This is a genomic window from Streptomyces djakartensis (assembly GCF_014651075.1).
Lineage (GTDB): Bacteria > Actinomycetota > Actinomycetes > Streptomycetales > Streptomycetaceae > Streptomyces > Streptomyces djakartensis.
Map to the genome: position 1 here is coordinate 108,332 of NZ_BMWE01000011.1, position 13,614 is coordinate 121,945.

Genomic DNA, 13,614 nt, shown 5'->3' on the forward strand with positions numbered 1-13,614 from the left:
GTTTCCCACGAAACGTCGGGGGCCGGAAGCCGCTGCGTCGACCGCCGAACCTGTTACCGGGTAATGCCGGCGTAGGGAGTAGGTCTCATGACCAACAAGGACGCGCGCACGCCTGCCTCCGTTCAGGACGAGAAGTCCGAGGAGGCCGGGAAGTCCATCGGCTGGCACAAGGCGTACGTCGAGGGCACCCGCCCCGACCTGCGAGTGCCGGTCCGACAGGTGCACCTCACCAACGGTCAGTCGGTCACGCTGTACGACACGTCGGGCCCGTACACCGATCCACTCGTGGACACCGACGTCCGCCGGGGCCTTTCGCCGCTGCGGGAAAACTGGATCATCGCCCGCGGCGACACCGAGGAGTACGCGGGCCGCCCCGTCCGTCCCGAGGACGACGGCATCAAGCACACCTCGCCGCGCGGCGGCCTCCGGAACCTCGACGCCGTCTTCCCCGGTCGGCCTCGCCTGCCGCGCCGCGGCAGGGACGGCAAGGCGGTCACGCAGCTCGCGTACGCCCGCCGAGGGGAGATCACGCCCGAGATGGAGTACGTGGCCATCCGGGAGAACGTATCGCCCGAAGTGGTCCGCGACGAGATCGCCGCGGGCCGGGCGGTGCTGCCGGCCAACGTCAACCACCCGGAGATCGAGCCGATGATCATCGGCAAGCGGTTCCTGGTGAAGGTCAACGCCAACATCGGCAACTCGGCTGTGACGTCCTCCATCGAGGAGGAGGTCGAGAAGATGACCTGGGCGACCCGCTGGGGCGCCGACACGGTCATGGACCTGTCCACCGGCCGCAACATCCACACCACACGTGAGTGGGTGCTGCGCAATTCCCCCGTACCCATCGGCACCGTGCCGCTCTACCAGGCCCTGGAGAAGGTCGACGGCCGCGCCGAGGAGCTGACCTGGGACATCTACAAGGACACGGTCATCGAACAGGCCGAACAGGGTGTGGACTACATGACGGTCCACGCGGGCGTGCGCCTGGCGTACGTGCCGCTGACGGCGAACCGCAAGACCGGCATCGTCTCGCGCGGCGGCTCGATCATGGCCGCCTGGTGCCTCGCGCACCACAAGGAGTCGTTCCTCTACGAGAACTTCGAGGAACTCTGCGAGATCCTCGCCGCGTACGACGTCACCTACTCCCTCGGCGACGGTCTGCGGCCAGGCTCGATCGCGGACGCCAACGACGAGGCGCAGTTCGCGGAGCTGCGCACGCTCGGGGAACTCAACCGGATCGCGAAGCGTTTCGACGTACAGACCATGATCGAGGGACCGGGCCACGTCCCGATGCACAAGATCAAGGAGAACATCGACCTTCAGCAGGAGATCTGCGATGAAGCTCCGTTCTATACGCTCGGCCCGCTGACCACGGACGTCGCGCCGGCGTACGACCACATCACCTCCGGTATCGGTGCCGCGATGATCGCCTGGTGGGGCACGGCGATGCTGTGCTACGTCACGCCCAAGGAGCACTTGGGCCTGCCGAACCGCGACGACGTCAAGACCGGCGTCATCACCTACAAGATCGCCGCCCACGCGGCCGACCTCGCCAAGGGGCATCCGGGTGCCCAGGAGTGGGACGACGCGCTGTCCGACGCCCGTTTCGAGTTCCGGTGGGAGGACCAGTTCAACCTCGCCCTCGACCCGGACACGGCACGGGAGTTCCACGACGAGACCCTGCCGGCGGAGCCCGCCAAGACGGCTCACTTCTGCTCGATGTGCGGCCCGAAGTTCTGCAGCATGAAGATCTCGCAGGACATCCGCCGCGAACACGGGGGCACCAGGACCGAGATCGAGGAGGGCATGGCCCAGAAGTCGAAGGAGTTCGCGGCGAGCGGCAACCGCGTGTATCTGCCGATCGCGGACTGATCCGGCCTGCGGCAATGAGCGCGTAACGGAAACAGCACGGCGCCGCCTGCCCGGCACAGGATCCCTGCTGTCGTGGGCATGGACGGGACCGATGTGCTCAACGGTGTCGTGGGCGCCGTGTTCGGCCATGGTGTTCGCCGTGCTGTTCCAGCAGCCGTTGCAGGAGGCCCATGAGTACCCACGCGAGCTGCCGGCACTTCGTCTCCTTCCGGCCGACGGCGGTCGTCAGGTACCTGCTGCGGGACGGCCGCGTCCACCGCTGGGCGGCGTTGGCACCGGCGCTCTACCACCTGGCACTGGTACATGCCTTCAGCCGCCGCACGGTCGAACGGGTCGAGGCGCAGATCCTCCGCCGACTGTGACAAGGCCGCCGGCGCGGGCAGACACCGAGCGGCGGTTCCGGCACTACTCCGGTTGGTGCTCCGGCCCTCCGAAGTCCGGGCTGCTGTAGTCGGGGCTGCTGTAACTGGGCCGCGAGCCGCGCCGGCCGTCCTCCGGGCTGGTGAAGCCCGGGCGGTCGTAGCCGAGGTGCGGCATGCGGCTGACCGGTGCGGGAGAGGACGTGTGGTGCAGCGCGGTGGCCGCACCCGGGTCGGCCAGGGCCTCCCGCAGGAAGGGCAGGATGCCGCGCTGCAGCAGGGCCTCACGCCAGGCCTCCCTGGCCTTGTCGACCTCCGCCTGCAGTTCGGCGTGCGGACCGACCCGGGCCGTCGGTTTGTTGCGCAGGGCGGTGAGCAGCAGACCCACAGCGGCGACGAGTATCGCGATCGCGGTCACGGCGCCGAACACCCAGCCCGTGGTGAGCAGGGTCCGGGCGAACATCTGCTCCGGGTTGAGCATCTGCAGGACGTAACCCACGAGCAGGAAGATCGCGGCCGCCGTGCCGGCCAGGACGGGTGCGAGGACGGCGACGACGGCGATGGCGCCCGCGCCGGCGGTCTCGGCCACCTCTCCCATGGTGGCGGCGGGCCCGGCGGCGTCCGTGCCCGGCTCAAAGGAGCCGGACTCGCGCACGTCCGGGTGGCCGGACCGCACCGGCTGGCGCAGCTCGTCGCGGACCTTGACGTAGTGCTGGTACTCGGCCGACGCCGCCGCCGTGATGATCGCGGTGGCGTTCAGCGCCATGGTGCGCAGTTGTTCGGGGTTGAGCCGCTGTCCGACGGCGGCGAGTTCCGGACGGTGTGGTGCGGAGCGCAGCGCCTCATCGAGGATCCGCTCGTATTCCTGGCGGTCCTCGCTCAGCAGGTGCTGCGGAACGCTGTTCATGTGCATCCCCCGATGCTCCGTAGGGCTTGTGGCTCGGCATGCTGACGAGCCGTCGGGCAGAAACGGAGGGGAGCCTGCTACGGATAAGCCGATGGTAGAGCCGGGACGGTGGGCGGTGACAGGGGATTTACCGAAATTGGCCCATCGCCGGTCCGGTCCTGTGACGTGGACCGCCTGCTCGGTGAACGCTCACGTATCCAGCGGCAGTTGCTGGACCAGCAGCTTTCCGGCCATGGTCACGCCGCCGTCCATCGCGATGGCGAGTCCGTCGGCGTAGACGTGCGGTCCTTCGATCACGGGGTCGCCGCGTTCGTCGTCGTCCTCGGAGCCGACCTCGCCCAGCAGATACGGAATCGGGCTGTGGCCGTGAACGATGCGGGTGCCGCCGTACGTATCGAGCAGGGAGCGGACGGCGTCCGCGCCGCCCTCGTCGCGGAAGGAGAACCGCTTGGTGAACTTGCGGAACAGGTCCCAGACCTCGTCCGCGTCGTTGCGCGTGAGCGTCTCGCGGACGTTGTCGTTGACCTCTTCGATGGAGCGGCCGTAGTCGAGGTAGGCGGTGGTGTCGGAGTGCACGAGCAGGTGGCCGTCGACCTCCTCGACGGCGTCCAGCCGGGACATCCACTGCAGGTGGTGGTCCTGGAGGCGGTCCATGTCGGTCTTCTGCCCGCCGTTGAGCAGCCAGGCCGCCTGGAAGGTGGCGGTGCCCGCGCCGGAGTTGACGGGGGTGTCGCCGAACCGCTTGGCGCCCAGCAGCAGCAGCTCGTGGTTGCCCATGAGGGCCTTGCAGTAGCCGCCGGCCGCGGCGGCCTCGGCGGACAGCCGCATCACCAGGTCGATGACGCCGATGCCGTCCGGACCGCGGTCGGTGAAGTCACCGAGGAACCACAGCCGGGCGGTGCCCGCGCACCAGTTGCCGGCGGCGTCGAGCAGGCCCTTCTCCTGCAGGGCGGCCACCAGCTCGTCGAGGTAGCCGTGCACGTCGCCCACGACGTACAGGGGGCCCTGTCCGGTGTTCGCCTGGGGGGCCGCGGCGGCTTCGGGGTCGATGGTCACCTGGACAGTGTCCCCCCGGTTGACGACGGGAAGGTCACGCTGGGTCGGCGTGTATCCCTCGGGGTACGTCTCCGCGGGCGGCGGGGCGACCTCGCCGGGGTGGGTGCTGTGGACGTACGGACCGGCCTCGTGGACGTACGCGGGCACCCGGAAGTCGCGCAACGTCGCCGTCCGCTCCACCTCGGGTCCCTGACCGGCCCCCTGAGTCATCGACCCCTCCACCATCGCGCCGCATCTGCACCGCATCGGACTGCCTGGTCGTAGCGGCCCGTGGGTGTCGTGGGCCCATCATAGGAATGCGGATCGCGCCATGTGATGACCCAGGGGTGCTGAATCAGAGCAAGAGTCCAGTTCACCGCGGCTTTCGCCCCGATTGCGCCGGGCTTTGACCATCGTGTGACCGTCCTCGCTCTTCTTCTCTTCGCGAGAACGATCGCTTCTCTTCGGGGGACCGGCCCCGTTTCTCCTCAGAGCGCGGCTTCTCCCCGATCCGGGGGCCCTACGCCTGCCCGGGTGACCGCGGCGGGCTGACCGTCGTGCGCGGCGAGCGCCGCTGAGACGAGGTGCGCACGATCAGCTCCGTCGGTATCACCTGCTCGACCGGGTGGTCCGATTCCACTCCCTCGATGGCGTCGATCAGGAGCTGGACCACCGCCGTGCCGATGCGGCGCGGCTTCAGGGAGAGCGTGGTGATCGGCGGCTCGGTGTTGGCGTACACGGTGGACTCGCTGCAGCAGACCAGCAGCAGGTCGTCGGGGACGCGGAGGCCGTAGCGGCGGGCGGCGGCGAGCAGGTCGGTGCCGTTGGGGTCGAACAGCCCGTAGACCGCGTCGGGCCGGTCGGGGCGGGCGAGGAGCCGGTCGGCGGCGACGGCGCCCGCGCACGGATCGTGCGCGGGGTAGGCCTCGTACACCGGGTCCTGCCCCACGCGCTCGCACCACCGCAGGTAGGCAGTGGTGGACAGGTGGGTGTACGTGTCCGTCGTGGTGCCGGTCAGCAGGCCGATGCGGCGGGCGCCGGCGTCGGCCAGGTGGTCGAGGATGCCGAGGACTGCGGCCTCGTGGTCGTTGTCGACCCAGGCCGTGACCGGCAGCGAGCCGGCCGGGCGGCCGTCGGAGACGACCGGCAGGCCCTGGCGGACGAGCTCGCTGACGACCGGGTCCTGGTCGGAGGGGTCGATGACGACCGTGCCGTCCAGGGCGACGTTCGACCACACGTCGTGGCGGGAGGTCGCGGGCAGGATGACCAGGGCATAGCCGCGGGCCAGTGCGGCTGAGGTGGCGGCTCGCGCCATCTCGGCGAAGTACGCGAACTCGGTGAAGGTGAAAGGTTCATCCCCGTACGTGGTCACGGTCAGGCCGATGAGTCCCGACTTGCCGGTACGCAGTGTCCGGGCGGCGGCCGAGGGGCGATAGCCCAGCCGGTCGGCGACCTCGCGGACATGGCGCCGGGTGGCGTCCGGGAGCCGGCCCTTTCCGTTGAGGGCGTCGGAGACGGTCGTGATGGAGACTCCGGCGGCGGCGGCCACGTCTCTGATACCCGCCCTACCCGGCCGGCTGCCTCTCCGTGAGGTTTCCGCGCGGCTCACCTGGTGCTTCCCTGCTGCTGTCATGGCGAGCCGATAGTAGGGCTCATGAGGTGGGGTAGTGCGGACGCATATGCACGCGTTGACAGGCACGTTTCTGCATGATCATTTAACCCCAATTGCTTTGGAAACCAAGGGGGTTGAGCGCTCCCATGGCAGTACGTGACGTGGTGACGCATGCGCGCCTGCCGAGGGGGTGATGTTGCGAAGAGGTCTCAACTCACCTGCACGGGGGACGCGCGCCACGGAGTGCACCACCGGCGCGTAGATATATGTGCAGCGCGCCCCCGCATTCGTACGCCTTCGTACAGCGATGCCCCTGATGCCGCTGGGAAGTGGGAGGCCGGCACTCGCCGCCCCCGTTCCGGCTATACGCAGCGGCGCCGAATCCTCATAAGGTGAGGAGTATTGGATGTCGGCGGCGGTCATGGGCCGCCGGTCTTCGCGAGGAGGACTGCGGTGAGCGAGACGAGCCCGAAGCTGCGCGCCGAGCTGGAGGGTATCCCCACCTACAAGCCGGGCAAGCCGGCGGCGGCCGGCGGGCCGGTGGCCTACAAGCTGTCCTCCAACGAGAACCCCTACCCGCCGCTGCCGGGCGTGATGGAGGCCGTGACGGCGGCGGCCTGCAACTTCAACCGCTACCCGGACATGGCCTGCACGGCGCTGATGGACGAGCTGTCCGAGCGGTTCGGCGTACCCCTCGCCCACCTGGCCACCGGCACGGGTTCGGTCGGTGTCGCCCAGCAGCTGATCCAGGCCACCGCCGGCCCCGGCGACGAGGTGATCTACGCCTGGCGGTCCTTCGAGGCGTACCCGATCATCACGCAGATCAGCGGCGCGACATCGGTGCAGGTGCCGCTGACGTCGGGTGATGTGCACGACCTGGACGCAATGGCCGACGCGATCACCGACCGGACCCGGCTGATCTTCGTCTGCAACCCCAACAACCCGACCGGGACGGTCGTGCGGCGGGCGGAGCTGGAGCGCTTCCTCGACCGGGTGCCACGCGACGTGCTGGTGGTGCTGGACGAGGCCTACCGCGAGTTCATCCGGGACCCCGAGGTGCCGGACGGTGTGGAGCTCTACCGGGACCGGCCCAACGTCTGTGTCCTGCGCACCTTCTCCAAGGCGTACGGCCTCGCCGGTCTGCGCGTGGGGTTCGCCATCGCCCACGAACCGGTGGCCGCGGCGCTGCGCAAGACGGCTGTGCCGTTCGGGGTGAGCCAGCTCGCGCAGGAAGCGGCGATCGCCTCGCTGCGTGCCGAGGACGAACTGTTCGGCCGGGTCGGCTCGCTGGTGTGCGAGCGCACGCGGGTGGTCGACGCGCTGCGCGCCCAGGGCTGGACGGTGCCCGAGACCCAGGCCAACTTCGTGTGGCTGCGGCTGGGGGAGCGCACGGTCGCCTTCGCCCAGGCGTGCGAGCAGGCGGGCGTGGTGATCCGGCCCTTCCCGGGTGAGGGTGTGCGGGTGACGGTCGGGGAGGCCGAGGCGAACGACATCCTGCTGAAGGTGGCGGAGGGGTTCCCCAGGGACCTGTAGAGGTCTGCGGTCCTGGGTCGCCGTCGAGGCTCCGTCGAGGCGGCCCAGGACGTCGTGCACGTGGCTGGGTGAAAGGGTGCTCTGTCTCACAGGGCCCCCCTCCACGACTCGAAAACGCGTGCTGCATAATGGCTTGTGAATGTGAACGCTTTCACAAGCGTATGTAAGGAGCGGCGACGTGGACCTGGCTTTGGCGCCGGAGACCCTGGCGCGATGGCAGTTCGGCATCACCACCGTCTACCACTTTCTGTTCGTCCCCCTGACGATCTCACTGGCCGCGCTCACGGCCGGTCTGCAGACCGCCTGGGTGCGGACGGAGAAGGAGAAGTACCTCCGGGCCACCAAGTTCTGGGGCAAGCTCTTCCTGATCAACATCGCGATGGGCGTGGTCACCGGCATCGTGCAGGAGTTCCAGTTCGGCATGAACTGGTCCGACTACTCGCGCTTCGTCGGTGACGTCTTCGGCGCGCCGCTCGCCTTCGAGGCCCTGATCGCCTTCTTCTTCGAGTCCACCTTCATCGGCCTGTGGATCTTCGGCTGGGACAAGCTGCCGAAGAAGATCCACCTGGCCTGCATCTGGACGGTCTCGATCGGCACGATCCTGTCGGCCTACTTCATCCTCGCGGCCAACTCCTGGATGCAGCACCCGGTCGGCTACCGGATCAACGAGGCCAAGGGACGGGCCGAGCTCACCGACTTCTGGCTGGTGCTGACCCAGAACACCGCGCTCGCCCAGGTCTTCCACACGCTCACCGCGGCCTTCCTGACCGGCGGCGCCTTCATGGTCGGCATCGCCGCCTTCCACCTGGTCCGCAGGAAGCACGTCCCCGTGATGAAGACCTCGCTGCGGCTGGGCCTGGTCACGGTCGTGGTCGGCGGTCTGCTCACCGCGATCAGCGGTGACGTCCTCGGCAAGATCATGTACCAGCAGCAGCCGATGAAGATGGCCGCGGCCGAGGCGCTGTGGGACGGAGAGCAGCCGGCACCCTTCTCGATCTTCGCGGTCGGCGACGTCGACAAGGGCCACAACAAGGTCGCCATCGAGGTCCCGGGTCTGCTGTCCTTCCTCGCCAAGGACGACTTCACCTCGTACGTTCCCGGCATCAACGACGTCAACAAGGCCGAACAGGAGAAGTACGGCCCCGGCGACTACCGGCCCAACATCCCGGTGGCCTACTGGGGCTTCCGCTGGATGATCGGCTTCGGCATGACCTCGTTCGCCCTCGGCCTGGCCGGGCTGTGGCTCACCCGCAAGAAGTTCATGCTGCCTCAGCATCTGCGGGTGGGTGAGGACGAGGTGCCGCATCTCGTGCTGCTGCCGAAGAAGGCACTCGGCCCGACCCTGACCAAGTGGTACTGGCGCATGGCGATCCTCACCCTGGGCTTCCCGCTGATCGCCAGCTCCTGGGGATGGATCTTCACCGAGATGGGCCGCCAGCCCTGGGTCGTCTACGGCCTGTTCCAGACGCGTGACGCGGTCTCCCCCGGTGTCTCCCAGGCCGAGGTCCTCACCTCCATGATCGTCTTCACCACGCTGTACGCGATTCTCGCCGTCGTCGAGGTCAAGCTGCTGGTCAAGTACGTCAAGGCGGGCCCGCCCGAGCTCACTGAGGCCGACCTCAACCCGCCCACGAAGATCGGTGGCGACCCTCGTGACGCCGACAAGCCGATGGCCTTCTCGTACTAGGCCGAGGGAGCTGCACAGTCATGGAACTGCACGACGTCTGGTTCGTTCTGATCGCCGTCCTGTGGACCGGCTACTTCTTCCTGGAGGGCTTCGACTTCGGGGTCGGTGTGCTCACGAAGCTGCTGGCCCGCGACCGGCCGGAGAAGCGGGTGCTGATCAACACCATCGGTCCCGTCTGGGACGGCAACGAGGTGTGGCTGCTGACGGCGGGCGGTGCCACCTTCGCCGCCTTCCCCGAGTGGTACGCCACGCTCTTCTCCGGCTTCTACCTGCCGCTCCTGCTCATCCTGGTCTGTCTGATCGTCCGGGGTGTGGCCTTCGAGTACCGCGTGAAGCGGCCCGAGGAGAGCTGGCAGCGCAACTGGGAGACCGCGATCTTCTGGACCTCGCTGCTCCCCGCGTTCCTGTGGGGGGTGGCCTTCGGCAACATCGTGCGGGGCGTGAAGATCGACCAGGACTTCAACTACGCGGGCGGCGTCCTGGATCTGCTCAACCCGTACGCCCTGCTGGGCGGCCTGGTCACGCTGGCGCTGTTCACCTTCCACGGGACGGTGTTCGTCGGGCTCAAGACCGTCGGGGAGATCCGGGAGCGGGCTCGGAAGCTGGCGCTGCGCGTCGGTGCGGTGACCGCCCTGCTGGCCCTCGCCTTCCTGCTGTGGACACAGGCCGACCGGGGCGACGGTGCCTCCCTCGTCGCGCTGGCCGCGGCCGTGGCATCGCTCGCCATGGCCCTGGTCGCGGCCCGGGCCGGGCGTGAGGGCTGGGCGTTCGCGCTGTCGGGGCTCACCATCGTGGCCACGGTGGCGATGCTCTTCCTGACGCTGTTCCCGAACGTCATGCCGTCGACCCTGAACCCGGACTGGAGCCTGACGGTCACCAACGCGTCCTCCAGCCCGTACACGCTGAAGATCATGACGTGGTGTGCGGTGATCGCCACCCCGGTGGTGCTGGTCTACCAGGGCTGGACGTACTGGGTGTTCCGCAAGCGAATCGGTACCCAGCACATCGCCGAGCCCGCGCACTGAGGTGTGTTTCACGTGAAACCGATCGATCCGCGCCTGCTCCGCTACGCCCGTGCCACCCGGGGCTTCCTGGTGGCGGTCGTCGCCCTGGGTGCCGTCGGGGCGGGGCTGGTCATCGCGCAGGCGATGCTCGTCGCCGAAGTGGTGGTCGGCGCGTTCCAGCGCCGCATGCCGGTGGCCGACCTAGGCGCTCCCCTGCTGCTGCTGGCCGCCGTCGCGGCCGGCCGTGCGCTGGTCGGCTGGCTCACCGAGCTGGCGGCGCACCGGGCGAGCGCGGCGGTGAAGTCCGAACTGCGGGGGCGGCTGCTGGAGCGCTCCGCTCAGCTGGGCCCGGGCCGGCTGAGCGGGCAGCGGACCGGTTCGCTGGTCGCCCTGGCCACCCGGGGCGTCGACGCCCTCGACGACTACTTCTCGCGGTACCTGCCGCAGTTGGGTCTCGCGGTGGTCGTGCCGGTGGCCGTACTGGCCCGGATCGTCACCGAGGACTGGGTCTCCGCAGCCATCATCGTCGGCACCCTGCCGCTCATCCCGGTCTTCATGGTGCTGATCGGCTGGGCCACCCAGTCCCGGATGGACCGGCAGTGGCGGCTGCTCTCCCGGCTCTCCGGTCATTTCCTGGACGTCGTCGCGGGGCTGCCGACGCTCAAGGTCTTCGGGCGGGCCAAGGCGCAGGCCGAGTCGATCCGGCGGATCACCGGCGAGTACCGGCGGGCGACCATGCGGACGCTGCGGATCGCCTTCATCTCCTCCTTCGCGCTGGAGCTGCTCGCGACGATCTCGGTGGCGCTGGTCGCCGTGACGATCGGGATGCGGCTGGTGCACGGGGAGATGGACCTGTACATCGGCCTGGTCATCCTGATCCTGGCACCGGAGGCGTACCTGCCGCTGCGGCAGGTGGGGGCGCAGTACCACGCTGCGGCGGAGGGCCTCGCGGCGGCCGAGGAGATCTTCGGTGTCCTGGAGACGCCGGTGCCGGCCTCCGGCACCGAGGTCGTGCCGGAGGGTGCGCTGGCCTTCGAGAGCGTGACCGTGCGGTACCCGGGGCGGTCGGCGGACGCCGTGGCCGACGTGTCCTTCAGTGTCGAGCCCGGGGAGACGGTCGCGCTGGTCGGGCCGAGCGGCGCCGGCAAGTCGACGCTGCTGCAGGTCCTGCTCGGGTTCGTGCGGCCGGCCGACGGACGGGTGACGGCCGGGGGAGTCGACCTCGAGGACGCCGACCTGGAGCAGTGGCGCTCCCGGGTCGCGTGGGTGCCGCAGCGGCCGCATCTGTACGCCGGGACGATTACCGAGAACGTACGCCTGGCGCGACCCGAGGCCACCGATGACGCCGTACGGCGGGCACTGCGGGACGCCGGGGCGCTGGAGTTCGTGGACGCGTTGCCCGAGGGCCTGGACACCGTGCTCGGCGAGAACGGGGCCGGGCTGTCCGCCGGGCAGCGACAGCGGCTCGCGCTGGCCCGGGCCTTCCTCGCGGACCGGCCGGTGCTGTTGCTGGACGAGCCGACGGCCGCGCTGGACGGAGCCACCGAGGCCGAGGTCGTGGCGGCGGTGCGGCGGCTGGCGGCCGGGCGGACGGTACTGCTGGTGGTGCACCGGCCGGCGCTGCTGGCGGTGGCCGACCGGGTGGTGCGGCTGGCGGAGCCCGCACCCGCGGCCGTGCCCGCGGCGCGCTCTGCCGGCCAGGTGGCCGCGACGCGCTCAGCCGAGGTCGCCCCGACCGCTGCCGCCGTATCCTTCGAGCGGCCTCCCATGGGTGGCGCTCTGGCCCGGGTCCGAGCCATGTCCGGCCCTCGGCGCGGGCGGCTCGGGCTCGCGCTGCTCCTCGGGAGTCTCGCGCTCGGGAGCGCCGTCGGGCTGATGGCCACCTCCGGGTGGCTGATCTCACGGGCCTCGCAGCAGCCGCCCGTGCTGTATCTGATGATGGCCGTGACGGCGACGCGGGCGTTCGGGATCGGGCGTGCCGTCTTCCGGTACGCCGAGCGGCTCGTCTCGCACGACGCGGTGCTGCGGATGCTCGCGGACACCAGGGTCGCGGTGTTCCGCAGGCTGGAGCGGCTGGCGCCCGCCGGGCTGCGCCGGTCCCGCAGGGGCGATCTGCTCTCCCGGCTGGTCGCGGACATGGACGCGCTGCAGGACTACTGGCTGCGGTGGCTGCTGCCGGCCGGCGCGGCGGTCGTCGTGTCGGCCGCGTCCGTCGGCTTCACGGCGTGGCTGCTGCCCGAGGCCGGGGCGGTGCTCGCGGCCGGGCTGCTGGCCGCGGGGGCGGGCGTGCCGCTGATCACGGGCGCCGTCGCCCGGCGGGCCGAGCACAGGCTGGCGCCCGCCCGTGGGGTGCTCGCGACACGGGTGGCCGATCTGCTCACCGGTACCGCGGAGCTGGCTGTCGCCGGTGCCCTGCCCGCGCGGACCGCCCATGCGCGCGAGGCCGACGGGGCGCTCACCCGGATCGCCTCGCGCGCCGCGACCGCCACGGCACTCGGCGACGGGCTCACCGCGCTGATCTCAGGGCTGACCGTCACGGCCGCCGCCCTGGTCGGTGCGCAGGCGGTCGCCGACGGGCGGCTGGACGGAGTGGCCATGGCCGTCGTGGTCCTCACCCCGCTGGCCGCCTTCGAGGCCGTGCTCGGGCTGCCGCTGGCCGTGCAGTACCGGCAGCGGGTGCGACGGAGCGCCGAGCGGGTGTACGAAGTGCTGGACGCCCCGGAGCCGGTGCGGGAGCCGGAACGGCCCAGGCAGGCGCCCGCGTCGCCGTTCCCGCTCATCCTGAAGGGGCTGGCCGCGCGGTATGCCGGACAGGACCGGGACGCGCTCGCCGGGCTGGACCTGACCCTCGAGGAGGGCAGCCGGGTCGCCGTGGTCGGGCCCTCCGGTTCCGGCAAGACGACGCTGGCGCAGGTGCTGCTGCGCTTCCTCGACGCGGACGCGGGTTCGTACGCGCTGGCCGGGGTGGACGCGTACGCGGTGCAGGGGGACGACGTACGGAGGCTCGTCGGGTTGTGCGCGCAGGACGCGCACCTCTTCGACAGCTCGTTGCGCGAGAACCTGCTGCTCGCCAGGAAGGACGCCACGGAGGACCAACTGCGTGCCGCGCTCGGCCGGGCCCGGTTGCTGGACTGGGCCGACAGCCTTCCGGACGGGCTCGACACGCTCGTCGGCGAGCACGGGGCTCGGCTGTCCGGGGGGCAGCGGCAGCGGCTGGCGCTGGCCCGGGCACTGCTCGCCGACTTCCCCGTCCTGGTGCTGGACGAGCCCGCTGAGCACCTCGACCTGCCGACCGCGGACGCACTCACCGCCGACCTGCTGGCCGCGACCGAGGGGCGTACAACCCTGCTCATCACGCACCGGCTGGCGGGCCTGGAGGCGGTGGACGAGGTGATCGTGCTGGAGCAGGGGCGTGTGGTGCAGCGCGGGGCTTACGACCGACTGGTGGCGGTTGAAGGGCCGTTGCGGGAGATGGCGGCGCGGGAGGCGGCGTCCGAGGAGCCGGTGGGAGCGCGGTAGCGGCCCGAAGCACCCGTGCCGGGCCGGGCGGACCGCGCTGCCCCATTCGGAGCAGCCCGTCCCCCACCCGTACGACGTGAACAGGA

At 70.3% G+C, this 13,614-nt stretch carries 9 protein-coding genes; 6 read left to right on the forward strand and 3 right to left on the reverse strand.

Going from position 1 to position 13,614, the window contains the following annotated elements; genetic code table 11:
• Window positions 1–87: 87 nt before the first annotated feature.
• Both thiC and IE212_RS20220 read left to right on the forward strand, forming a co-directional pair.
• The gene (gene thiC / locus IE212_RS20215) at window positions 88–1,872 is read left to right on the forward strand and encodes a phosphomethylpyrimidine synthase ThiC (protein ID WP_229864473.1); all 1,785 of its coding nucleotides are present in this window, start codon (window positions 88–90) and stop codon (window positions 1,870–1,872) included.
• Between the two features lie 170 nt (window positions 1,873–2,042).
• The gene (locus tag IE212_RS20220; protein WP_190199287.1) at window positions 2,043–2,234 is read left to right on the forward strand and encodes a hypothetical protein; all 192 of its coding nucleotides are present in this window, start codon (window positions 2,043–2,045) and stop codon (window positions 2,232–2,234) included.
• A gap of 43 nt (window positions 2,235–2,277) precedes the next feature.
• Here the strand turns inward: IE212_RS20220 and IE212_RS20225 are convergent, their stop codons facing one another.
• From IE212_RS20225 to IE212_RS20235, 3 genes are all read right to left on the reverse strand, one after another.
• Complete coding sequence (locus IE212_RS20225) at window positions 2,278–3,144, reverse strand: hypothetical protein (RefSeq protein ID WP_190199288.1); 867 nt, start codon at window positions 3,142–3,144, stop codon at window positions 2,278–2,280.
• Between the two features lie 183 nt (window positions 3,145–3,327).
• A complete protein-coding gene (locus tag IE212_RS20230; RefSeq protein WP_268250746.1) occupies window positions 3,328–4,419 on the reverse strand; it encodes a metallophosphoesterase in 1,092 nt (363 codons plus the stop codon).
• A gap of 274 nt (window positions 4,420–4,693) precedes the next feature.
• Window positions 4,694–5,806, reverse strand: a complete 1,113-nt coding sequence (locus tag IE212_RS20235) for a LacI family DNA-binding transcriptional regulator (RefSeq protein WP_190199290.1) — start codon at window positions 5,804–5,806, stop codon at window positions 4,694–4,696.
• Window positions 5,807–6,238: 432 nt separating this feature from the next.
• On the opposite strand from IE212_RS20235, the gene hisC reads away from it, so the two are divergent.
• The 4 genes from hisC (at window position 6,239) to cydD (ending at window position 13,528) form a co-directional block, all read left to right on the forward strand.
• Complete coding sequence (gene hisC / locus IE212_RS20240) at window positions 6,239–7,318, forward strand: histidinol-phosphate transaminase (protein ID WP_190199291.1); 1,080 nt, start codon at window positions 6,239–6,241, stop codon at window positions 7,316–7,318.
• 178 nt (window positions 7,319–7,496) lie between these two features.
• Window positions 7,497–9,005, forward strand: a complete 1,509-nt coding sequence (locus IE212_RS20245; protein WP_190199292.1) for a cytochrome ubiquinol oxidase subunit I — start codon at window positions 7,497–7,499, stop codon at window positions 9,003–9,005.
• A gap of 20 nt (window positions 9,006–9,025) precedes the next feature.
• A complete protein-coding gene (gene cydB / locus IE212_RS20250) occupies window positions 9,026–10,030 on the forward strand; it encodes a cytochrome d ubiquinol oxidase subunit II (RefSeq protein WP_190199293.1) in 1,005 nt (334 codons plus the stop codon).
• Between the two features lie 12 nt (window positions 10,031–10,042).
• Window positions 10,043–13,528 (forward strand): thiol reductant ABC exporter subunit CydD, encoded by a 3,486-nt coding sequence (cydD, locus tag IE212_RS20255; protein WP_190199294.1) that lies wholly within the window; start codon window positions 10,043–10,045, stop codon window positions 13,526–13,528.
• Window positions 13,529–13,614: the final 86 nt, after the last annotated feature.